Origin of the sequence: Neobacillus sp. PS3-34 (assembly GCF_030915465.1) — a bacterium.
Lineage (GTDB): Bacteria > Bacillota > Bacilli > Bacillales > Cytobacillaceae > Neobacillus_A.
Map to the genome: position 1 here is coordinate 2,384,341 of NZ_CP133267.1, position 20,816 is coordinate 2,405,156.

Below are 20,816 nucleotides of genomic sequence, written 5' to 3' on the forward strand. Positions count from 1 at the left end.
GAAAAACAGGGGTTCAGGAAAACTGGAGCCCCTTTTCTTATTATTTATTAGTGAAAGGATGAGAATATATGGCGCAGGTTAAAACAAATGCAATGCGCATATTGGATGCCAAAAAGATTCCATATGAGCTGATTACATACGATAGCACGGATGGCAGGATTGATGGAGTTTCAGTTGCGGAAAAAATCGGCAGGAAAACCGAGGAAGTATATAAAACGCTGGTCGCCCAGGGAGCGAGCAAAAATATTTATGTATTTGTCATTCCCGTCGAAGCTGAACTTGACCTGAAAAAAGCGGCAAAAGCCGCAGGTGAAAAAAAGGTTGAGATGATACCCGTAAAGGATATTCAAAAATGGACAGGCTACATCCGCGGGGGCTGCTCACCAGTCGGCATGAAAAAGGAGTATAAAACCTTTATCGACCAAAGTGCAGCTCAATTAGAAGCAATCGTCGTCAGCGGCGGAAAGATTGGTGTGCAAATGGATGTGGCGGTGGCAGACATCCAAAAGATTACAACGGCAGAAATCATAGATTTGAAGAAATAAAAATTTTCATAAAAAGTACTGGCACTGGGCATTCACCCAATCAGGGACACTGCATATGATAGTGGAGGAAAAACAAATCTTTGCTATGTCACCTAAAAGGAGTGGTTTGAGTGGCAGGGAAAATTAGAAACTATTATGCAGGCGGGAATACAGTTCTTGGTTTTTACAGCTTGTTTGCATCGAATCTTGCAGGACTGGACCGGTTGTTTATTTTAAAAGGCGGCCTGGAACAGGAAAGTCGACGTTTATGAAGAAGGTTGGAAAGGATTGGGCGGACAGAGGTTTTGATATCGAATACTTACATTGTGCATCGGATACCGATTCAATTGACGGTGTCATCATACCGGCTCTAAGTGTCGGAATTGTAGACGGAACAGCTCCGCATGTAATTGAACCGAGTGCACCCGGCGCAATTGAGGAATATGTCAACCTTGGTGAAGCATGGAACTCTGAGAGCCTTCAACAGCAAAAGGAGAATATCCTGAAAATCAACAATAAAATCAAGGATGCCTATCATACTGCGTACGCCAAGTTTAATGAAGCATTAAAAATTCATGATGATTGGGAAAAAATTTATATTGGCAGCATGGATTTCGAGAAGGCTGATCAGCTGACAAACAAGCTGGCAGAAAGCTTCTTTGGAAAAATGAAGCTGAATAAAAAATCCGATGTACGCCATCGTTTTCTTGGAGCCGCGACGCCTAATGGAGCAGTCGATTTTGTCCCTAATTTAACCGAAGACATTCCAAAAAGATATTTTATCAAAGGCCGCCCAGGCTCGGGCAAATCAACACTGCTGAAAAAACTTGCCGCCAGTGCCGAGGAAATCGGTATTGATGCAGAGGTGTACCATTGCGGTTTTGATCCGAGCAGCCTTGATATGGTCATTTTCCGTGAGCTTGGAATTGCTATCTTTGATAGCACGGCACCACATGAATATTTCCCAAGCCGTGACGGGGATGAAATAATCGATATGTATGAAACACTTATTGCGCCTGGAACAGATGAGATTTTTGCGGATGAAATTGAAAAAATCGCAATGCTTTATAAGAACAAAATGACAGAGGCAACTTCCTATTTATCACAGGCAAAATCCCTTCATGACGAATTGGAAGCGATTTATATAGACGCCATGGATTTCACCGTGGTAAATCGCATCCAGGGGAAAATTAGTGAAGAAATCCGCCAGCTCGCTGAGGCAAAAGGATATTTAACGACCGTTAGGCACTAATGTGCAACAGAACAATCCACTTCAGAGAGCTGAAGTGGATTGTTTCATTATAAGGGGTTTTTCACCAAAATAGGCCATTTGAATACATTAGAAGGAAACCATTTTGAGGGGGAGTACCGATTGGATTATAGATATTACCAGCATCTGCCCGAATTTCTTTTTGAAAACAATGCATGGCAGACACCATACGGAGTACAACAGCAGGGATTAACAAGCTTCAGGCAGTTTCCGGGAGGCGGCCAGTTCCCTGGCGGGGGGCAATTCCCTGGCGGGGGGCAATTCCCTGGCGGGGGGCAATTCCCTGGCGGGGGGCAATTCCCTGGCGGAGGACAGTTCCCTGGCGGAGGACAGTTTCCGGGAAGCGGCGAATTCCCAGGAGGCGGACATCCTGGTGGCCATCAGGCAGGAGGCCGCTGACTTCACCGCCGCCATCGGCCGTTCCACAGGAAGGCCCAGCTCTATTTGCTGTTGACCCTGGCGCAATTAGACGATGCCTATATCGATTCACTTATGTTTGGCTGAATAATGGGAGGAATTTCTGGTTCTATCCAACCTTTTTGGGAAGGACATCAATTGCTGGATATCGTTGGCGGAGATTTAGGTGGGAGTACTACGGAACTGATTTAAATAGAATCCGTTCATTCAGATGTCAGTAACAAGCAAACGGTTATAAGGGAGCCTTTTGGGGAAAATAATGTATATATTTATTTCACCAAGGAGGCGGCCGTATGAAAAAAGAGAATGAAACAATCCAAGCGAATCTAGAGATCAATGAACAGCTGGAGGACGGGAAAGTACACGCTTCGGCTAAGGGCGAGACAGAAGCACAAAGTGCGAATCTGGAAATGCAGGATCGTTTTAGAGGTGAGAAAGAAAAGCCGCCGAAGGCGTGTCACCGGCGTTTGTGTATAATCCAGCTGTAGATTTAAATCCTGAGGACGAAAAATAAAGCCGGCATAAATGCCGGCTTCTGTTTTATTTCAATATTTTTATTGTAACGGTTTTTCTTCCCCAATTAATGGCTTGCTTTTGGGATGGAAAGAAGATATCGATTACGTTTCCTTTAATCGCGCTTCCTTTGTCTGCAGCTATAGCATAGCCGTAACCCTCAACATATACCTTTGTGCCTAATTTGATGAATTTAGGATCAACAGAAATGACCTTTTGATTAGGGTTCTTCTTTAAGTTAATGCCTGTCGCTGTAATTCCTGAGCAGCTTTTGCAGTTCATTGTATAAGCAGATGCCTGAACCTTAAATTCTTTTACTACAGCTGGAGACTGCTTTTTAACAGCGGCCGTCTGTTTTTTAACTACTGTAGCGCTGGCTTTCACTAGCTTTACCGTTAATTTTTGGTTGATCTTAATTTTATCGGAAGCCAGGTGATTCATTTGTTTTAATTGCGAAATTGAAATATGGTATGTTTTTGCGATTTTGTATAATGAATCGCCACTTTTAACTGTATATGTATTAGATGCTGCTAAAGCTCCGTTATTGAATCCAAATATGAAAAAGAAAGCTGTAGTTAGTGTGAGTAGTATTTTTTTCAAATCCTTAAACCCCTTTTCTATCAGTACTATTAAAATAGCACACCAATGTTACAGTTATGTTTCAATAGTTTACTAGTTTTGTTACAAATTGTTTGATTATTGAAAAAAATTAACACAGCATTTTCATAGTAAAAAAATAAAAGGACAAGCCCAATTTCTATCAAATCGGGCTTGTCCAGTGTCTAAAGCTGGTTTTTACTTAGTCTTGCTGCGTTGGTCCTTATTGCGTTTGTTGCCTTTGCTATTGTCTCCGCTGATAAATTCATTCGCCAATTCTGCCTGGTAGTGCCCCTGCTGCGGTGCATTCTGATTTCCGCTACCTTTGTTAATCTTCTTGGTCATTTCAACATCTCCTTCCTACAGTCTAGTTTTAGTTTGCCAAGCTCTTTTTCAATTATTAATTTTTCAAGAAGTAGGAAGATGATGTCATTTTGTCGAAAGGGATGAAATGAACTTTTTAAAAAGAATAGGAAGTGGCCCAATAATGAATGTCTTTTTGCAAAAAGCAGCTCCAACAGAAAAAAATATCCTGCGGAATCTTTATTCCTTTTATCTGCATGACCTATCCGCTTATTCTGCTTCGCTGAAAACGAATTCAGAAGGCACGTTTGAATTTGATGCATTTGACCTAATATGGGAAAAGGAAGGGCTTACCCCTTATTTCATTAAATACAATGAAGAACTGGCGGGTTTTTTATTGCTGATTGAACCACCGCTTGCAAAAAGAGCGGATTATTCCATCAACGACTTTTTCCTTTTTAACCAGTACCGCCGAAAAGGAATCGGAGAGGAAGCATTAAGAATTCTATGGGATGAGAAGCCGGGCAGCTACTATATCGTCCAACTAAGTACCAATCAAAAAGCAGTCGCATTTTGGAAAAAAATCTTTCAACGTTTTTCTTTGCCGTTTGAAGAAACGCTTGGAACGGAAGATGGGGAGGAAATCGTTTCACAGATCGTTTCAGCTGAAATCATTAAGGAGTTGAAGTGAAGTGGAATCTCTGGTGCACCTATTAACCAATCGATTTGAAGAACATGGGGATAATGTAAAGGCGGGTCCGATGAAGGCATATATGAAAAATCACTTTCCCTTTCTTGGAATTAAGTCCCCGCTTCGCAGTGAGCTGGAAAAGCAATTTTTTAAAGACACTGGAATATTGAAGGAACCTTTTAACCATGAATTTATTTTAAAGCTATGGGAGAAAGAGGAGCGTGAGTATCAATATACAGCCCTCGCTTATATAGCAAAATTTTTGAAAAAGCAGGATAAAAGTGACCTTGTGCTCATGGAAAGGCTGATAACGGAAAAATCATGGTGGGATACGGTTGACATGCTTGCCGCCAATCCGGTTGGAAAAATTGCAGAGGCTTTCCCTGAGGTGATTGGTGAGTCAATTGAAAACTGGTCTGTCAGTGATAATATGTGGCTGCGAAGGACCTCCATCTTATTTCAGCTAAAGTTTAAGGGAAATACGGACGAAAAATTATTATACAGGTACATCCTTTTAAATGCGGACAGCAAGGAATTTTTTATCCAGAAGGCAATTGGCTGGGCATTAAGGGAGTATTCGAAAACAAATCCGGATTCAGTAAGGGGATTTATAGAGGGTAATCAGCTTGCGGCGCTGAGTGTACGGGAAGGAAGCAAGTATTTAAAATAAGCCGGCTGTCGATAATGAGTATTGGATAGAGGGGCTCTTTCTGTAACATATAAAAACAATCATGTTAGAATGTCAGAGTGAAATAAACAGAGAAGGTGAAAACATGATTAAGTGTATTGCAACAGATATGGATGGCACCCTGCTGAACTCAACACAGAAAGTCAGCAAGGAAAATAAGGAAGCGATTTTAAAAGCGCAGGCGCAAGGAATAGAAGTTGTCGTTGCGACAGGGCGATCCTATCAGGAAGCCATTTTTGCCATTGAAGAGGCTGGATTGAAATGCCCGATAATTGGCGTGAATGGAGCAGAAGTTCGGTCGGAAAATGGAGAAATCATCTCGGCAAATCCTCTTACAAAACAGGAAGCAAGAGAAGCGGCAGTTAAATTAATCGAAAATGAGGCCTATTTTGAGGTCTATACAAATAAAGGGACGTTCACTAATGATGCGGAGAAATCAGTTTCCATTATTGTGGACGTGATTATGAGTGCGAACCCGGATGCAAATTATGAAGCAGCGATTAAAGCGGCAGACGCAAGAGTAAAAATAATCAATATTGTCGATGACTATGAAAAACTGTTTGTGGATGACCAATATAAAATTTATAAATTGCTCGCTTTTTCATTCGACAGCGACAGGCTTGAGGCTGCAAGGCAGGCATTAGAGGAGATTCCAGGCATCGTTGCAAGTTCCTCAGGCGATGAGAACCTTGAAATTACAAGCAGAGATGCCCAAAAAGGAATCGCTCTTGAGGCATTTGCCAGCAGCCGGGGGATTTCCATGGCTGAAACGATGGCGATTGGCGATAATTACAATGATGTATCCATGTTTCAGAAAGCCGGCAGAGCTGTTGCAATGGGCAATGCGCCTGAATTGATCAAAGCGCAATGCGATTATACGACGTTAACAAATGAAGAAAGCGGTGTGGCGAAAGCAATCCTCGAAGTTTTGCAATAAAACGAAAGGAAAGGGTCTATGAAGAAAATCTTTTCACTGTTATTTCTGGCTTTATTGTTAGCTGGCTGTTCGAATACATATTCAGAGAAAAAACCTGACGATATCGAGACGGTTGTTAACCAGCCAGGGGTTGAAGTGGTTGCTGAAAATCTGAGTATTCCATGGTCCATTCAAAAAGCGGGGCAGGTTTTTTATATTAGTGAGCGGACGGGTACCATTGCCAGGGTCGAAAATGGCAGAGTCCGAAGGCAGCGTGCGATATTGGAAAAACCGCTGGCGAAAGCCGACGAAGCCGGACTGCTTGGCTTTATTCTCGACCCTCGTTTTGACGAGAACAAACGGGCATTTGCTTATTACACCTATACAGATTCTCGGGGGCAATTTAACCGGGCAGTGACGTTGAATTATGACGGCGAACAGTGGACAGAGGAAAGGATTCTTCTTGATCGAATTCCGAGTGCGCCGTGGATCACCATGGAGGCCGGCTGAAGATTGGTTCCGACCAAAAGCTATATATTACTACAGGGGATGCGACCAGGCCTGAGTCGGCACAGGATTTAAGCAGCCTGAACGGTAAAATTCTGCGGATGAATCTGGACGGATCTATTCCAGCTGACAATCCCTTCCCAAATTCATTTGTTTATAGCTATGGCCATCGCAATCCGCAGGGGCTGGCATGGATCAATGGTTCGTTATATGAGAGTGAGCATGGGCAATACGCGCATGATGAGGTGAACAGGATTAAACCGGGCGCCAATTACGGCTGGCCTGTTATCCAGGGGACTGAAAAAAAGAACGGCATGGAAGCTCCTTTATTCCAATCTGGGGAAGAAACGTGGGCGCCATCGGGAATTGTTACATATAAAGACAAAATATATACTGCGACGCTAAGAGGCAATGCCGTCCGCGAATTTAATTTGTCAGAAGGTAAGAGCAGACCTGTCATTACAGGACTCGGCAGGATCCGCGATGTTTATATTGATGGGGAATATTTATATTTTGTCAGCAATAACACAGATGGCCGCGGCAATCCCCTCAAAAATGATGACAAACTTTACCGCGTACTCCTTAATGATATTAAATAACAGGGAAGCAAAGCTTTAGAAAAGACCTAATAAAAAGAGTAGAGCTGATTCCAGCCCTACTCTTTTTGTGACAAGCCATGCATGATAAATTGGATCGTCCGTTCTGTCTCTGCTTCATCATCCCACTCAATTTCCGGGACAATGAGGTATCGTGCGAGCAAATAGCCCATGATAGCGGAGGCAGCCAGCCTGACTGCACTAATGGACGGCATTTCAATAATTTGTCCCTTAGCCTGATAATGCTCAACCAGTTTGGCAAACCGTCCGAATGTTTGTTTTGCGATATGTTCCTTGAATTGTTCTCTTAATTCTGGCTGAAAAGGAATTTCCTGAAGCATGATTTTGAAAATATGAAAATGATTGTGCAGGAAATCCCTCCGGTTCTCAATCATCGCTCGCAGCAAATCCTCAAAATTCTCAAACTCACGGTCCAATACTTTATTTAAATCCTTTATGATAAACGGTGCGATCAGCTTTGCCATCATCGGTGTGACAATGGAAAGCAGCAAATCCTTTTTTGTTTTGTAATGGCGGAAAATCGTTCCTTCCGCTACGCCTGCCTTTTTGGCGATTTCACTCGTTGAGGTGGCGGCGAAGCCCTTTTCGGAAAAAGATTCGATTGCGGCGACAATAATTTTCTTCTGCTTCTCCGTTAATTCGTCTTCATCCACAAACAGCTGCTGGATCATTAATTCTTCTTCTGACATTTTGTACTCCTTTAGAATAAAGCATTATATTTTGCGGTACTTTTTCAAAGCAGCAATGTTTAATACCATAAATAACACGGAAAGACCCAATAACACAAGCAAATCGAGATAGATATGCTCCCATCCATACCCTCTTACCATTACATTCCGTAATGCGTCAGCCCCGTAATATAGCGGTGTCAGCGGTCCAATCCAGCTCAGCCAATCCGACATCGTATCAAGGTTGAACAAGCCTGAAAAAAAGATCTGCGGAACAATGACAAGCGGGATAAACTGGATCATCTGCATTTCATTATTGGCAAAAGCGGACAGCAGGATACCAAGTGTCAGGGCTGACAGTGATAAAAGCAGGTTAATCAGCAAGACAAGCAGGAATGAGCCCTTCATCATCATATCCAAAACATAAATGGAATACCATGTGATAATGGTCGCCTGGATCATAGTGAAAACGCCAAATCCTAGAACGTATCCGGCAACAATTTCCCATCTCCGCAACGGGCTGGATAACAGCCTTTCAAGCGTGCCGCTCGTTCTTTCACGCAAGAATGAGACACCTGCAATCAGAAAGACAAAGAAGAAGGCAAAATATCCGAGCAGCACCGGCCAAAATAATCGAACTGGCTCATGCTTGCCGATCCGTGCAGGTAATCGACAGATAAATTATCAGTTTTCCCTCCGGGCATAAGGGGTTTGAAGCGCCTTTTGGATAGCAGTCAGGACGGACCGGTTTGTACTAGGGTCGCTTCCCTCAAGCATGATTTTCGGTGTCTGATTTTCAAATGTTAAATAGCCATCCAGGTTTCTTGCTTTTAAATCCTTTTTTGCGGTACTGATGTTTTCGTAATTTTTTATTTTACTATCTTTAAAATCGAGTTGATTTGTAATCATACTTGGTACATTAACCAGCCCAATTTTTGGGTGATAATCCTTGCCGTTAAAAACAAGATTTAGCATCGTCAAGATAAGGATTGGTGCCACAATCATCATGGCCATCGTTCGTTTATCACGGAAAAATTGCCGCAGTATTCTTATCATTAATGCCTGAACACGCATGCTTAAGCACCTCCGTAAACAAGGAACGCATCTTCAATCGTCCTTGATCCTGTATTTTCTTTTAGCTCAGCGGGAGAACCGACCGCAATTAGCTTTCCGTCCCGAATCATACCGAGACGGTCACATTTTTCTGCTTCATCCATGACATGGGTAGTGACAATGAGGGTTGTTCCTCTTGCCTTTAAATCGTAAAAACCATCCCAAATGCTTTTTCTCAATACAGGATCGATGCCGACAGTCGGTTCATCAAGGATAAGAAGCTCGGGTTCGTGCAGAAGAGCCGCAGCCAGGGATAGGCGCCGTTTCATTCCGCCCGAATAATTGGAAACAAGTTTATTTATATCACCTGATAAATGAACGAATTCCATGACCTCATCCATTCTCTTTTTGCGCGGCTGCCCTTTCAGGCCGTAAAGCGAGGCGAAGAATTCAAGATTTTCTCGTGCGGACAGCTCCCCATACAAAGCGTCAGCCTGCGCCATATAGCCGACTCGCTCCATTAATGAGAGTGATGGCATTTTTTCTCCAAAAATTAAATTCTCGCCCTGTGTCGGAGTATCGAGTCCGACGAGTTCTTTGACAAGCGTAGTCTTTCCAGCACCAGATGGACCGAGAAATCCAAAAATTTCTCCTCGCTGAATTTCCAGATTGATATCCTTCAATACTTCGTGTTTTCCAAAAGACTTTGAAACATTATCGATCGTGATAATGGGTTTATTCAAGGTGATCACCTCTTTATAGGGTTTGTTTAGAGTGAGTAATCACTCACTTGGTGGTTTTATTATATGTGTGGGAAGATTATTTGTAAAGTGAGTAATCACTCGCTTTTTTCTCAAAAAAACGACAGATTATGCGTGGAAATAAAGGTAAGAAGAGCAGTTGCATAACACGGACTTGGTTCAGGTGCTTGATGAGGGTCCGTATCTACATCAACCAAGCGTTTATCTACACTAAGTAGTCTATTATCTACACTAAGTAGTCTTGTATCTACATTAGATGGGAGCTTATCTACACAAACTCAGGGATTATCTACATTAAGCAAATTTGGATGCTAAAGTAGATGGCGGGTTCTGCATGAATCAATTAAACTTCTACACGGAGGTGAGAAACTACTATATGTTTGTTAAAAATTTCACAAAAAACGCTCAACCTTCTACATTTCCTCAACCTTCTTCTGCAAGCCACTGATCCAGCAGCAAAAAAAATCCTGCTACTAGAAGCAGGATCCGCTTATAATATCTCGATATGCAAGGAGTTCACCTGTGAAACGAGCAGTTCTTCGTATTTTTGCTGGGCGAGATATTCAATTTCCTGCTGCCCGGCTTTTGGATTCTCTTTTTTATTTTTTCTATCAGGTCTCCCTGCACCTTCTCCGCGAGAACGACCCACCTGAAATGCTCCTCTTCGGCTTTCCAAAATTTCACCTCGCCGAAATCGCTGATTAATGTGTGTGCCTCTTCTGAATGGCCGTATTCATTGCGGAGCTGACCCACTTTTTCCTCAATCTCTATACTCGTCACTTTATGCCCTTTTTCTTTTGCTAAAAGGCCCATGGAGCGAAGACGGATAATTTGTGTCAGGAGCTGGTTCCGATCACCGCTCACTTTTTCCTGTGCATCCCAATAAGCGAGTGCTCCCTCCAGCTGTTCGCCAGTATACCTTTTTTTATCCTTTTCTCGGTTGATAGCGAGCTGGAGTAAGTTACTAAACTGGTAAAAAGCCAAATCCTTCTGTTTAATCCATTCTCCGTTAATAGATGCTACTCCCTTGGGTTTTTTCACCACATAATCAAGGACCTTTTCTACCTTCTTGCCATCCTTCTCCAAGGTAAAGGCAATTTCGTATTTTCCGCCCATATGCACTAATGCCTTGCCGATATAGGTCCCATTTTTACCTTCCGCTAATGCAGCCTTAGTTGTTCCGTGATCCATGCTGGCCATAGTCAATTCGGCAGAGACATCCAGACCTTTTACTGGCTTTCCATTTTCGGTTACCTGGATTTCAAAAGGCATTTCTTTTCCCGCTCCAAAATATAACGGCTTTGTCATCTTTACATTAAAATTTGAACCAAACCCGCAGCCAGCAAGGATAAAAGCCATGATCAGCAGAAATGCAATTACGGTTTTCCGTTTCATTCGTCATTACCTCCAAGCTTCTGTGATTGCAAGAATTCATCGACTGTGTACTTTTCCATTTTTCCATGATCCAGAAAGGCGACATGTGTGCATATTTGCCTGATTTCATCAAGATGATGGGAGGAAAGCAGAATCGTTTTATCTCGCAGTGATTTTAAGACGTCCAAAATTTCCTTCCGGCCGATTGGATCGATGCCGCTTGTTGGTTCATCAAGAATGAGAATGCTCGAATCCTGGTAGAGTGTAATCGCCAGGCCAAGCCGCTGGAGCATTCCTTTCGAATATTTTTTAGCCTGAATATTCCGGTCCTCCCACAGCCTCACCGATGTTAAGAGGTCTTCAATTTTTTTGAAATCAGCATTCCTTGAAACGGCTTCGGCAAAAAACTGCATGTTTTCCAAACCGGTCAGACTCGGATAGAGCATGAATTTCTCCGGAAGATAGGCAATCGTATTTTTCAAGCTTTTATTGCCTTTAGCAAAATCGTTTCCGTTAATGGTAATGGTGCCGCCCTTTATGGGAAGAAGGCCAAGCAGGCTATGAATGAAAGTCGATTTCCCTGCTCCGTTTCTGCCGACAAGCGCACAAATTTCCCGTTCGCCAATTTCCAGGCTGATATCGTCTAAAACTGTTTTTTTACCGAAGGACTGGTTTAAATTTTTTACGCTAATCATTCTACTGACTCCTTTCGGTGGAAAACGACTGCTGCCAAATAAGAGAGGGTGAGCCAGATGGCCAAATTTCCAATCAAAAAGTACACAGGCTTTGCCCATAAAAACGATTGAAGAAGCCTGGACATATGGCCAAATGAATAAATGCCCATCCCTGTTTCGAGGTACATCCGGACCGACTGAAGAGGGTTCAGGAAATAGACGGCTGAAAACCCTTTTACATTGTCATAGGTCACATCCGGCAGGAATGACAGAAGGACAAAGTCATGCAGGAAAAAGAAATAGAACCAGATGAAGATTGCTAAACCAATCATCTGCATCCGCGAACGACTGAAGCTTCCGATTGCGGCTCCGATTTGGAGAAAGATAAGTACCATACAGATTAGGGCAGAAAGAAAAATCGCATAGCTTTTTAGGTCAATATTGAAATAAAACTTTAACAAAGTTAGATATAGGAAAAACCAAACAGCAAAAGGCACTAGCACCACCGTATAAAGGCCGAGGCTTTTTTTAAACAAAAAGGCTGGATAGCTGTCTTTTTTTGTCAGCAGCATGATCAAGGTTTTCTGTTCTTTTTCCTGGAAGATCGAAAATGCCCCGATGAACAGGCACAGAATTGGGATAAAGTAAATCAATGTATCAAAGAGATTGATCAGCAGCACGTAAAATCCCTTATCAAAGGAAAGGACAGAGGAGCTCAATAAGATACTGATGGAGATAAGAATGATGATGCTTAAAGAGAGCCATAATCCTTTTCCTCTTATATTTTCCTTCCACTCTTTCCAAATATAGTGCATAGCAGATGTCTCCCTTTTAGTAAAATCAATATGGCTATAACCGCTAAACCGGCAAGGACCGCTGTGGGCATCCTGTTTTCCTTTCCTGTTACAAGCGGATGTGAATCTTTAAACATGACATCATCTTTATTGAGCAAAGCATTCATTTTTTCATAGATTTTGATGGCTGGGCTTTTCAAAAAAAATGGTGTAAGCTCCTGGTCCTCGATTAATTGATGGAGGGAGGAATGATATGTTATCGAAAAATCCCCTATGCCGTTCTGGTCCAGATCCGGGAGCGGGAAGGCGCGGCCCAGTCATTTCCTTTGCCGTGAAGGCTCCAGGCATTACCAGATCCCTTTCCTCCAAGGGTGACGGCGGGAATCGTGTTTTCAGAAATGCGGTTTAATGTGAAGATTTGCTGGTTGGAACTGGCCAAAGCTCAATTCCGATCTGGTTTTGAATGATTCGGTTATGGCGGATTATATTGCCGGTTGATTGGTCAATATACATGCCGCGCTGGTTAAGATAGAAAAGATTGTTCTCAATGCGGATGTTGTTAGCCTGAAGCAGCAGGAGCCCGAATGACCGGTTTCCGTAATTAAAAATAAATTGATTATTTCTCATTTTAATAGAGTTGGAATTCATAACGGCAGCACCGCCGGTGTTTAGCGTAAACACATTTCGTTCAAAATCATTTTTATCAGAATACATATAATGCAGGCCGTATCTAGTGCCAGAGATTTTATTGGAAACAATTTTATTGCCGTTGGCATAGTCGAAAAACATGCCATCTCTTGTACCTTCAATGGTGTTATGTGAGAGAAGGTTGTTGTTTGCGTAATATATATGAAGGCCGTTTCCCTGGGCGGCAATTTCACCTTTTCCAAGACCTTTAATATCGTTAAATTGAATCTTATTGTGATGGGCCTGGCTTAAATAAATACCGTGAAAGGAATCGTAGATTTTCATATGTTCGACCGTATTTCCATTCGAGTAAATTTTGATTGCCGCAAATTCTTCGGAGGAATTGCGGTCCATGCTGCTATGGATTACGGTCATAGAGCTTAATTTCACATTTGGCGCCTTGATTGAAATCACATTTCCTGTTCCGTCGCCCTCAATCACGGTTTTATCCGAGCCGATAATGGTCATGCTTTTTTTTATGACAATATTGCCTTTATACGTTTTGCTGCCGAGCTTTAATACCGCCCCCTCTTTCGTGGAATCGATCGCAGATTGCAAGCTTTGGCCGCCATATTTTTTTCAGGAACCGCAATCAGCACGAGAAAAAAGAAAAAGAGAAAGAGCAGTATTTTTTTCATTTTTTTCGATCCTTCCATAACGGAATCAGCATCAGAAAAAAGGCAGCCAGGATAAGATACGATCCTGTGCCAAGATAGCTGTTGGTGTTAAAGTTGGCTAATTGGTTATGCCCGAGAACGGGAGGTACAAACGGGTCAATTTTAATCGGTGCCTTTGGGCTTAGATTCGTGCCAAAATCGTGAAGCCAGCGATATAAATCGTAAACTCCGAGGATTCCCCCGATAGAAAATAGCCCGATTAGCCCGTAAAGCAGTGATCTTTTTCTGAGAAGGGCTGTTAAAAGTGTGAGGGCAGCCAATCCGCCGATTACATATGGCAGATAACTTAATTCCGGAAAGCTTTCCTCGCTGAATCCAGACATCCCAATATAGTGGTTCAAACCATTCACAATATCAATCTGGCCTTCAAGCTTGTTAGGATACACAATGATATTTAAGCCCTCGGGATACTGGGGAGCGTAAAATTCCATCCCCCACCACTGGTAAAAGAGGGAGATGCCGATCAATACGGCTGAGAAACCTAATAGAATCGAAGAAAAAATTGATAATTTATTCCTGGCCAATTACATCAAGACCTTTCTTATGAAAAGCACAAGCGCTATTTTAATTCGAAAAGCGCTTGTGCCAGACAGTTTTAAAGAGAAGGGACATCAGCGTCAATATCCCAGATATTTCTGTTTTAGTAGAATTGAATAGACCTTTTTAATAGAACAGTTGTCTAGCTTTAGCGCCCAGCGACTAGTGTAATTCCCTCTGGAAAAATCTGCTTTTTAAAAAAATCGGCAGTTAGGTTTTTTTATGATTTTTCCTTCCTCCTTACGATAAGTCAACATCGAATCACTATCGTTCTTCGTGTTTCCTTTAGCTAATCAGAATTTAATCCTAAATTCTGAACGCATAAATTCAACTACACCTCTGTCTGCGCCTAACGGCTTGCCAATCGGTGAGTTTACATTTATCTCGTTCGGAGAGGTCCAGTCCCTACGTCGCTAAACGGGCGCTTCCGCTTTTCTATTTACTTCGGTTTAACCAGCAGGTAGCCGGTCATTTCCTGGTGCAGGGCGGAGCAGAAGTTAGAACAGTAAAGCGGATAGGTTCCCGCTTTATTCGCGATGAAATTCATTGTATTCACCTGTCCTGGCTGAACCTCCATGTTCAGGTTATAGCTGTTAATAGCAAAGCCGTGCGTAATATCTTCGTCAAAATCCATATTTGTCAGGTGGATCGATACATGATCTCCCTCATTGACTTCGATGACGTCGGGGCGCTTCGCCTTATGGTCAAAGATGAATTTAGAGCGCATCGCGATTCCGTAAACATCCACTTTGTTGCCGTTGCGGACAATGCGTGCATCGGTTTGCTTATAGACTGCATTTGGATTCTTTTCATCCTTTGGATAAACATTAATCGTTTTAATTTTATCTGCTTTAATCATCTGGGCGTAATGCGGTTCAGGGTTAACTGGTGCAGATTGGATGACCTTCATCTTTTTGCCGCTCAAATCGATTAATTGCATCGATTCAGGATGGGAAAGGCCCACAGATAAATAGCTGTCCTTGGCAATTTTGTTTAGTGCAACAAGATATTTACCGTCAGGTGCGACGGTATCTCCTTCAGCAGCAACAGAGTGTCCTGGAGAATATTGAACTGGTACACGGTCTAAGGTTTCTCCCGTTTTTGGATTCCATTTCACGATTTCAGAAGATATGAACATCGTTGTATAGGCCATTCCTTTATCATCAAACTGGGTATGAAGCGGCCCAAGTGCATTTTCTGGGTTAACTTCTCTCTCCATTACTTTTTCATATTTTAAAATTGGAATGCCGTTTCGTTCGCCGGCAAATTCCTTGTTTTCAACGGCTTTGAATGCTTTTTCAAAAGAGAAAACAGTCATCGATGGAGCGAGCTTTCCTGAAGCGATAAAATATTTTCCGTCCGGAGTTACGTCAACGCCATGCGGAGATTTAGCGACAGGGACTAAATACATGCCGCCTTTTTGCTTTTCAGGGAAAATCATTTTTTGCCCGTCGATATTTTCATACTTGCCTTCCTTGACCATTTTCTCGAGCTCTTTCCAGTTGAAAAGGACGATGTAGTCGCGATCAGCCTGAGAGGCATTGATTTCAAGGTTGGTTGTTGCTTCTTCAGTGTTATAGGTGGTCATAACCGCCCAGTCAGCAGAGCCTTTTTTGCCTGCATCAGATAAATCATAGGACCATGGCGGAAGGGCAACCTGGTAAGCAATATTTAGCTTTTCTTTTTTCTGATCGAAGGTTACGGCGGACATGACGCCTCGGTATTTCTTGCTGTAATCGTCAAGCGGCACATATTTACGGCCGATTGGAACAGCGAAACGAGTAGGCAGGAACATATACTCTGTATTTTCCGTTACAAAGGCTGCACAGTGCGGGCCGCTTGTGTTGGGAACATTAATGATATCTTTAACAGTAAAGGTCTTTAAGTCCATTACGGCAGCACGGCTGTTTCCTACATCAGTGGCAAACATATACTTGCCATCATAGTCGCCTTTTGTTTCTGAGAAGGCCGGATGGTGAAGGTCGCCCCATGTGTAGTCGCCCATCAATTTCTTGGAGTGTTCGTCAAAGCCGTAGCCTGTGGCTGAATCCGGGGAGAAAACCGGAATTGTGCGGATATGTCTCATAGAAGGAACGCCATAGATGAACATCTGGCCGGAATCGCCACCTGAAGCGAATAAGTAGTATTCATCTTTTTTGCCAAAAGGAACATATACCTTTTCGGCATCGCTTTTCGTGCTGCTTGCTTCTGCTTCACGTTTTGAGTTATTCGAGAAATCCGCAAACGAGATGGTCGCTGCCAGAAAGCCAGCGAGCAGGCCGGAAGCGATTGGAATCCATTTTTTCATTCAATTTGCACCACCTTTTTATTATTTAGCTTCAGATGCTTGCTTCAGCAAATCCAATACCTGCTTACGCTCATCGTCTGTTAAAGGATTTTTGCCGATGACGCCTGACATAACAGCGGAAGTAGGCTGTTTCAGGAATTCCTCAATCGGTTTGCCATGCTTGCCTTCAACATTCACAAATGCCTGTGACAAATCCGGGCCAACGGCGCCGCCCTTAATATTTAAAGAACCGATTGAATGGCATCCGAGGCATCCCTTTTTGGTGAGAATGTCAGCATTAACTGAAACTGTTTTATTCTCTTCCTTTGACGTTTCTGCAGGGGTACTGGCTGCTTCCTTTGCATCGGTTGATTTTTCGGTACTTTCAGATGCCTGTGGCTGTTTTCCGGTATCCCCCAATACCTGAAACACCACGTAGCCTATTCCCAGGCCGACAAAGGCACTGATGACAAAACTAATAATGGCATTCTTCATTTTTTCCCCTCCTTTTTATTGGATCGAACAATTACATCGTACAGTCGATGGAAATCTAAACCTGTGATGTACGCCACACTTTTTGGCTGGTTTAGTGAACAATTTGTGAAAGGGATTTCACAATATATAGACAGTCCAAATGGGGAGAAGGGGTGGCATGAAGATGTTTTTTCACTTCAGCCAATGTTATATAATAAAGTAAAGTGGCCAGGTCCTTAGAAAGATAGAAAGAGGATCGGCAGTCAGAGGTGGATATAAATGGCGGATTTTAGCGCAAACATCATAATCGAAAGACCGGTAGAGGAAGTATTCCAGTATGCAAGCAGTATGGAGAATGCTCCTCAGATCATGCCAGCAGTGATGGATATGGAAAAGCTGACAGACGGGGAGACAGGGGTTGGCTCTAAATTTAAGGAAACCAGATGGATCCGCGGAAAAAATGTTCATGCGGATGTAGAAATAATTAAATTTGAACCGAATCGTTCTTTTACGACTCGAAGTAATAGTAATGGGCTTGTAACGATTTATGAATACGAGTTTGAAGAAATTGTTGAAGGAACTCAGGTACAGCTCCGCGCCTTTGTCCAGACGAAGGGCATTAAGATGTGGCTGACAAGGGGCTATATCGTGAAAATGATTAAAGAAGAAGACGGAGGCCAGCTGCGCTGCCTAAAAGAGGCACTCGAAGACGGTGAATAATAAAAAAGTGACAGGCACCTTCCAGCAATCTGGAAGGTGCCTGTCACCGGTTTGCCGGTTAAAACTTATACGTCCAAAACCGTTCATTATTAAGCCAGGCCTTGATTTTAGGATCCTGGTTTACATCTTCGGAAATGTTGACAAACATCTGCTCAGTCTGGGAGCGGTGCGCTTTGATGGCAGCAATCTTAGTGTCCGAGACTGGGCTGATATTATTGACGATATCAGCTTCGCCAAGCTCAAGGACGCAATTATTTGAAAAAGCGACACAGTGAAGCTTAGGGCGTTTTTCAGCAGGCATTTGTTTTACCGCTCTGACAACCGCTTCACCGGTTGCCTCATGATCTGGATGGACAGAATAGCCCGGATAGAAAGTAATGATGAGGGAGGGATTCAGTTCCTGAATCATAACGGAAATTAAATTGGATAGCTTCTCCTCATCCTCAAATTCAATCGTTTTATCACGAAGTCCAAGCATCCGTAAATCCTTAATGCCGAGAATGTCAGCAGCATCCTGCAATTCCTTCTTCCTGATTTTCGGAAGGTTTTCTCTATTAGTAAAAGGCGGGTTTCCCATATTGCGGCCCATTTCTCCTAATGTCAGGCAGGCATAGGTGACGGGAGTCCCACTGTTAACATGGGTTGCAATCGTCCCTGATACGCCGAATGCTTCATCATCAGGATGGGGAAACACGACCAGGACTTGGCGTTCTTTTTCCATTCGTCTTTCTCCTTTCAGGTGGTGTGGCTTAATCACTCAAAGGGTGTGCTGCTGATTTCAAGTGCCACAGCAAGCTTTCCTTTAAAATCGTGTCCGGCTAAAAGCAGTCGGTCTTGTTCATCGATTTCAAAGTGAGTGATTCCTTCGGCATACACCCAGCCAAGGCTGATCTTTAAGCCAACGCGATACGGACCGGGCCTGTAATTTTCCCCAGCTCATATTGTACGAGCGCATTGCGTATATAAGCGCCAGAAGAAAAGAATGTTTCATCATTATGGGTAGCATAAGCACCGTTCGTCGTTTCTAAATGGATATATACTTCCTTGTTGGCCATGCGGTTGATGGCCTCCTGAACCTGTTTAATGTCTACTGGTTCCATTCTCAAAGCCCCCTTTCTGCTTAACAAATTCATTCCACTTCAATATTTTCTTTTGTAATGTAAATATCATACTAAAATGCATTCAAAAAAGCGAAATGCCTGCTTGATTTGAAGCCTTGTTTAGCGATTTTTTTAAAAAATAGCAAAGAGCCGAAGGGCTTCGGCTCTTTTAATTGATTTATTTTCCAAAATTGCGGTATGCACCGTGCATGGTCGGGCCGACGTATTCATTCAGGCGGAAACCGTGGCGGATGGCTTCTGTAATAAAGGCCTTTGCCACATCGACTGCTTCGTAAACGTCCTTCCCTTTGGCAAGCTCAGCTGTAATCGCAGAAGAGTAGGTACAGCCTGCGCCATGTGTGTAGGTAGTTTCAATAATCTCAGATTCATAAAGCTTGAAGTCCTTACCATCATAAAGAAGGTCGACAGCCTTGTCGTGGTTCAGCTTGCTGCCGCCTTTAATCAGGACAAATTTTGCCCCCAATTCATGAATCTTTACCGCAGCTTCCTTCATATCATCAATCGTGCGCAGCGGTCCATTTTTTGCAAGCTGGCCGGCTTCAAACAGGTTTGGTGTCACAACGGTCGCCCGCGGCAAAAGAACCTCCCTCATGGCATCCGCTGTTTCAGGATTTAATACTTCATCTTCCCCTTTACAAATCATAACAGGGTCAATTACAACCTTATCCAAGTTATTTTCATCGATTACCTTCGCAGCCAACTCGATAATTTCCACAGTGCCAAGCATTCCTGTCTTCATAGCATCGATTCCAACAGATAGGATCGTTTCCAGTTGTACTTTAAGTGTTTCAATTTCAATCGGATGTACATTGTGGTGCCAGTGGTTTTTTGGATCCATCGTGACAATCGTCGTTAAGGCGGTCATTCCGTAAACGCCGAGCTCCTGGAAGGTTTTCAAATCTGCCTGGATGCCTGCTCCGCCGCTCGTATCCGAACCAGCTATCGTCATTACCTTTTTCATCGTCATTATGTGAACCTCCTTCAAAGCATTGATAACTCATTATAAATCATTTAGATGAAATTATCAGGTAAGGGGCAATGTGAAAAATCTGGGGCATCTTGCAGGGAAGTTGCCTATAGTTAACGAAATATTGAAAGGATAGACTAAGCGAGTCCCAAAAAAGAGTGCCGTGGCTAAAATCATTGACACGAAGCAGTTTATTTCAAAACCGTCACCTGCTATGCTTGATTTAACGACCCTCCATCTGGATATTGTCGCCCAGAAAAATGGGTATCATCCAGCCGGGGAAAAGAAAAATACTAAACATACTAACTAAAGAAGGTGCAGCATGAAATCAGGGGCGATTATTTTATCAGGCGGTAAATCGAGCAGGATGGGTGCCAATAAAGCCCTGTTGGAAATGAACGAAAAAACAAGTATTCAAAGAATATATGATGAACTGAAGCGTACAACAGAAAATATTATTTTAGTAACCAACGATCCTGAAACCTATGAATTTTTAAATATAAGAACCGTAACCGACCGTTTTCCGGGAATGGGCCTCTGGCAGGTATTCATGCGGGCTTAATGGCATCACCGTTTGATGTGAATTTGGTGGCTGCCTGCGATATGCCATTTATTTCCGCAGAGGCAGCAGAGGAATTAATAAAAAGCATAGGCCGCTGCTTTGATGCGGCCGTTCCCGTTATAAGCGGAAAACGGCACCCATTATTCGCTGTTTATCGAAAGGATATTGCCTTCAGGATTCAGGAATGTCTGGAAACAAATCAGCTTCGGATGAAGCATTTGCTTGATGGACTAAACGTGCGTTATGTAACGGAAAAGGATTTCCGAATAGATAACAGCCGCCTTGAACGCATCTTTTTTAATATGAATCATCCGAATGAGTATGAAGAAGCGAAAAAGTGGCTGGGGCAGCAAGGGGAAGATTACTAGATATCAAAACAGGGGCAATCCTAGTTTTGTAAAGGGCAGGGGAGGATGT

The 20,816-nt window shown here is 42.9% G+C and carries 24 protein-coding genes and 4 pseudogenes; 13 read left to right on the forward strand and 15 right to left on the reverse strand.

Annotated elements, in window-relative coordinates; genetic code table 11:
* The first annotated feature begins 68 nt into the window (after positions 1–68).
* The 4 genes and pseudogenes from ybaK to RCG23_RS12375 all read left to right on the forward strand — a co-directional run bounded on the left by ybaK (position 69) and on the right by RCG23_RS12375 (position 2,699).
* On the forward strand, positions 69–545 hold the full coding sequence (ybaK, locus tag RCG23_RS12360; RefSeq protein WP_308179876.1) for a Cys-tRNA(Pro) deacylase: 477 nt from the start codon (positions 69–71) through the stop codon (positions 543–545).
* A gap of 110 nt (positions 546–655) precedes the next feature.
* A pseudogene (locus RCG23_RS12365) lies at positions 656–1,776 on the forward strand (PRK06851 family protein).
* A gap of 120 nt (positions 1,777–1,896) precedes the next feature.
* A complete protein-coding gene (locus tag RCG23_RS12370) occupies positions 1,897–2,193 on the forward strand; it encodes a hypothetical protein (protein ID WP_308179877.1) in 297 nt (98 codons plus the stop codon).
* A gap of 311 nt (positions 2,194–2,504) precedes the next feature.
* A complete protein-coding gene (locus RCG23_RS12375; protein ID WP_308179878.1) occupies positions 2,505–2,699 on the forward strand; it encodes a hypothetical protein in 195 nt (64 codons plus the stop codon).
* 52 nt (positions 2,700–2,751) lie between these two features.
* On the opposite strand, the gene RCG23_RS12380 is transcribed toward RCG23_RS12375, so the two are convergent.
* Both RCG23_RS12380 and RCG23_RS12385 read right to left on the reverse strand, forming a co-directional pair.
* Positions 2,752–3,324 carry a 3D domain-containing protein gene (locus RCG23_RS12380; protein ID WP_308179879.1) on the reverse strand — a complete coding sequence of 191 codons (573 nt, stop codon included), beginning with the start codon at positions 3,322–3,324 and terminating at the stop codon, positions 2,752–2,754.
* Between the two features lie 195 nt (positions 3,325–3,519).
* Entirely contained in the window at positions 3,520–3,666 is a 147-nt protein-coding gene (locus RCG23_RS12385; protein ID WP_308179880.1) for a hypothetical protein, read from the reverse strand.
* A gap of 142 nt (positions 3,667–3,808) precedes the next feature.
* Here RCG23_RS12385 and RCG23_RS12390 point away from each other — a divergent pair, with 142 nt between their 5' ends.
* The 5 genes from RCG23_RS12390 to RCG23_RS12410 all read left to right on the forward strand — a co-directional run bounded on the left by RCG23_RS12390 (position 3,809) and on the right by RCG23_RS12410 (position 7,025).
* Complete coding sequence (locus RCG23_RS12390) at positions 3,809–4,315, forward strand: GNAT family N-acetyltransferase (protein ID WP_308179881.1); 507 nt, start codon at positions 3,809–3,811, stop codon at positions 4,313–4,315.
* Between the two features lie 10 nt (positions 4,316–4,325).
* A complete protein-coding gene (locus RCG23_RS12395) occupies positions 4,326–4,985 on the forward strand; it encodes a DNA alkylation repair protein (protein WP_308180047.1) in 660 nt (219 codons plus the stop codon).
* 103 nt (positions 4,986–5,088) lie between these two features.
* Positions 5,089–5,940, forward strand: a complete 852-nt coding sequence (locus RCG23_RS12400) for a Cof-type HAD-IIB family hydrolase (protein ID WP_308179882.1) — start codon at positions 5,089–5,091, stop codon at positions 5,938–5,940.
* Between the two features lie 18 nt (positions 5,941–5,958).
* Complete coding sequence (locus RCG23_RS12405) at positions 5,959–6,429, forward strand: PQQ-dependent sugar dehydrogenase (RefSeq protein ID WP_308179883.1); 471 nt, start codon at positions 5,959–5,961, stop codon at positions 6,427–6,429.
* Complete coding sequence (locus tag RCG23_RS12410) at positions 6,405–7,025, forward strand: PQQ-dependent sugar dehydrogenase (protein WP_308179884.1); 621 nt, start codon at positions 6,405–6,407, stop codon at positions 7,023–7,025. Before RCG23_RS12405 ends, RCG23_RS12410 begins: the two co-directional genes overlap by 25 nt.
* Before the next feature lie 56 nt (positions 7,026–7,081).
* Here the strand turns inward: RCG23_RS12410 and RCG23_RS12415 are convergent, their stop codons facing one another.
* The 6 genes and pseudogenes from RCG23_RS12415 to RCG23_RS12440 form a co-directional block, all read right to left on the reverse strand.
* The gene (locus RCG23_RS12415; RefSeq protein WP_308179885.1) at positions 7,082–7,732 is read right to left on the reverse strand and encodes a TetR/AcrR family transcriptional regulator; all 651 of its coding nucleotides are present in this window, start codon (positions 7,730–7,732) and stop codon (positions 7,082–7,084) included.
* A 24-nt stretch (positions 7,733–7,756) separates the two neighbouring features.
* Positions 7,757–8,785: pseudogene (locus RCG23_RS12420) on the reverse strand (ABC transporter permease).
* 2 nt (positions 8,786–8,787) lie between these two features.
* Positions 8,788–9,513: an ABC transporter ATP-binding protein gene (locus RCG23_RS12425; protein WP_308180048.1), complete on the reverse strand. Its 726-nt coding sequence runs from the start codon at positions 9,511–9,513 to the stop codon at positions 8,788–8,790.
* Between the two features lie 528 nt (positions 9,514–10,041).
* Positions 10,042–10,920 (reverse strand): FixH family protein, encoded by an 879-nt coding sequence (locus RCG23_RS12430; protein WP_308179886.1) that lies wholly within the window; start codon positions 10,918–10,920, stop codon positions 10,042–10,044.
* Positions 10,917–11,594, reverse strand: coding sequence for an ABC transporter ATP-binding protein (locus tag RCG23_RS12435; RefSeq protein ID WP_308179887.1), 678 nt, complete (start codon positions 11,592–11,594; stop codon positions 10,917–10,919). The genes RCG23_RS12430 and RCG23_RS12435 overlap by 4 nt, the downstream gene beginning before the upstream one ends.
* On the reverse strand, positions 11,591–12,388 hold the full coding sequence (locus tag RCG23_RS12440) for an ABC transporter permease (RefSeq protein ID WP_308179888.1): 798 nt from the start codon (positions 12,386–12,388) through the stop codon (positions 11,591–11,593). The genes RCG23_RS12435 and RCG23_RS12440 overlap by 4 nt, the downstream gene beginning before the upstream one ends.
* Positions 12,389–12,620: 232 nt before the next feature.
* Here RCG23_RS12440 and RCG23_RS12445 point away from each other — a divergent pair, with 232 nt between their 5' ends.
* The gene (locus RCG23_RS12445; RefSeq protein WP_308179889.1) at positions 12,621–12,776 is read left to right on the forward strand and encodes a hypothetical protein; all 156 of its coding nucleotides are present in this window, start codon (positions 12,621–12,623) and stop codon (positions 12,774–12,776) included.
* Here the strand turns inward: RCG23_RS12445 and RCG23_RS12450 are convergent.
* The 4 genes from RCG23_RS12450 to RCG23_RS12465 all read right to left on the reverse strand — a co-directional run bounded on the left by RCG23_RS12450 (position 12,773) and on the right by RCG23_RS12465 (position 17,050).
* Positions 12,773–13,612, reverse strand: coding sequence for a NosD domain-containing protein (locus tag RCG23_RS12450; protein WP_308179890.1), 840 nt, complete (start codon positions 13,610–13,612; stop codon positions 12,773–12,775). The two genes, RCG23_RS12445 and RCG23_RS12450, sit on opposite strands and share 4 nt — an antisense overlap.
* Positions 13,613–13,688: 76 nt before the next feature.
* Positions 13,689–14,255, reverse strand: a complete 567-nt coding sequence (locus RCG23_RS12455; protein WP_308179891.1) for a hypothetical protein — start codon at positions 14,253–14,255, stop codon at positions 13,689–13,691.
* A 452-nt stretch (positions 14,256–14,707) separates the two neighbouring features.
* Positions 14,708–16,576, reverse strand: a complete 1,869-nt coding sequence (nosZ, locus tag RCG23_RS12460; RefSeq protein WP_308179892.1) for a Sec-dependent nitrous-oxide reductase — start codon at positions 16,574–16,576, stop codon at positions 14,708–14,710.
* A gap of 21 nt (positions 16,577–16,597) precedes the next feature.
* Complete coding sequence (locus tag RCG23_RS12465; protein WP_308179893.1) at positions 16,598–17,050, reverse strand: cytochrome C; 453 nt, start codon at positions 17,048–17,050, stop codon at positions 16,598–16,600.
* 258 nt (positions 17,051–17,308) lie between these two features.
* Between RCG23_RS12465 and RCG23_RS12470 the strand changes: the two genes are divergently transcribed.
* Entirely contained in the window at positions 17,309–17,749 is a 441-nt protein-coding gene (locus RCG23_RS12470) for an SRPBCC family protein (RefSeq protein ID WP_308179894.1), read from the forward strand.
* Between the two features lie 58 nt (positions 17,750–17,807).
* Here RCG23_RS12470 and bshB2 read toward each other — a convergent pair whose 3' ends face one another.
* The 3 genes and pseudogenes from bshB2 to pdxK all read right to left on the reverse strand — a co-directional run bounded on the left by bshB2 (position 17,808) and on the right by pdxK (position 19,837).
* Positions 17,808–18,470, reverse strand: coding sequence for a bacillithiol biosynthesis deacetylase BshB2 (bshB2, locus tag RCG23_RS12475; RefSeq protein ID WP_308179895.1), 663 nt, complete (start codon positions 18,468–18,470; stop codon positions 17,808–17,810).
* Positions 18,471–18,502: 32 nt separating this feature from the next.
* A pseudogene (locus RCG23_RS12480) lies at positions 18,503–18,849 on the reverse strand (YojF family protein).
* A gap of 178 nt (positions 18,850–19,027) precedes the next feature.
* A complete protein-coding gene (pdxK, locus tag RCG23_RS12485) occupies positions 19,028–19,837 on the reverse strand; it encodes a pyridoxine/pyridoxal/pyridoxamine kinase (RefSeq protein ID WP_308179896.1) in 810 nt (269 codons plus the stop codon).
* Positions 19,838–20,000: 163 nt separating this feature from the next.
* Here pdxK and RCG23_RS12490 point away from each other — a divergent pair, with 163 nt between their 5' ends.
* Both RCG23_RS12490 and RCG23_RS12495 read left to right on the forward strand, forming a co-directional pair.
* Entirely contained in the window at positions 20,001–20,147 is a 147-nt protein-coding gene (locus RCG23_RS12490; protein WP_308179897.1) for a hypothetical protein, read from the forward strand.
* A gap of 84 nt (positions 20,148–20,231) precedes the next feature.
* A pseudogene (locus RCG23_RS12495) lies at positions 20,232–20,767 on the forward strand (molybdenum cofactor guanylyltransferase).
* Positions 20,768–20,816: the final 49 nt, after the last annotated feature.

Excerpts from the sequence above, each read along its gene's own strand:
- ybaK (WP_308179876.1), top strand. The coding sequence starts at position 69 with ATGGCGCAGGTTAAAACAAATGCAATGCGCATATTGGATGCCAAAAAG.
- RCG23_RS12375 (WP_308179878.1), top strand. The coding sequence starts at position 2,505 with ATGAAAAAAGAGAATGAAACAATCCAAGCGAATCTAGAGATCAATGAA.
- RCG23_RS12385 (WP_308179880.1), bottom strand. The coding sequence starts at position 3,666 with ATGACCAAGAAGATTAACAAAGGTAGCGGAAATCAGAATGCACCGCAG.
- RCG23_RS12390 (WP_308179881.1), top strand. The coding sequence starts at position 3,809 with ATGAATGTCTTTTTGCAAAAAGCAGCTCCAACAGAAAAAAATATCCTG.
- RCG23_RS12400 (WP_308179882.1), top strand. The coding sequence starts at position 5,089 with ATGATTAAGTGTATTGCAACAGATATGGATGGCACCCTGCTGAACTCA.
- RCG23_RS12405 (WP_308179883.1), top strand. The coding sequence starts at position 5,959 with ATGAAGAAAATCTTTTCACTGTTATTTCTGGCTTTATTGTTAGCTGGC.
- RCG23_RS12415 (WP_308179885.1), bottom strand. The coding sequence starts at position 7,732 with ATGTCAGAAGAAGAATTAATGATCCAGCAGCTGTTTGTGGATGAAGAC.
- RCG23_RS12430 (WP_308179886.1), bottom strand. The coding sequence starts at position 10,920 with ATGAAACGGAAAACCGTAATTGCATTTCTGCTGATCATGGCTTTTATC.
- RCG23_RS12435 (WP_308179887.1), bottom strand. The coding sequence starts at position 11,594 with ATGATTAGCGTAAAAAATTTAAACCAGTCCTTCGGTAAAAAAACAGTT.
- RCG23_RS12440 (WP_308179888.1), bottom strand. The coding sequence starts at position 12,388 with ATGCACTATATTTGGAAAGAGTGGAAGGAAAATATAAGAGGAAAAGGA.
- RCG23_RS12445 (WP_308179889.1), top strand. The coding sequence starts at position 12,621 with ATGTTATCGAAAAATCCCCTATGCCGTTCTGGTCCAGATCCGGGAGCG.
- nosZ (WP_308179892.1), bottom strand. The coding sequence starts at position 16,576 with ATGAAAAAATGGATTCCAATCGCTTCCGGCCTGCTCGCTGGCTTTCTG.
- RCG23_RS12465 (WP_308179893.1), bottom strand. The coding sequence starts at position 17,050 with ATGAAGAATGCCATTATTAGTTTTGTCATCAGTGCCTTTGTCGGCCTG.
- RCG23_RS12470 (WP_308179894.1), top strand. The coding sequence starts at position 17,309 with ATGGCGGATTTTAGCGCAAACATCATAATCGAAAGACCGGTAGAGGAA.
- bshB2 (WP_308179895.1), bottom strand. The coding sequence starts at position 18,470 with ATGGAAAAAGAACGCCAAGTCCTGGTCGTGTTTCCCCATCCTGATGAT.
- pdxK (WP_308179896.1), bottom strand. The coding sequence starts at position 19,837 with ATGACGATGAAAAAGGTAATGACGATAGCTGGTTCGGATACGAGCGGC.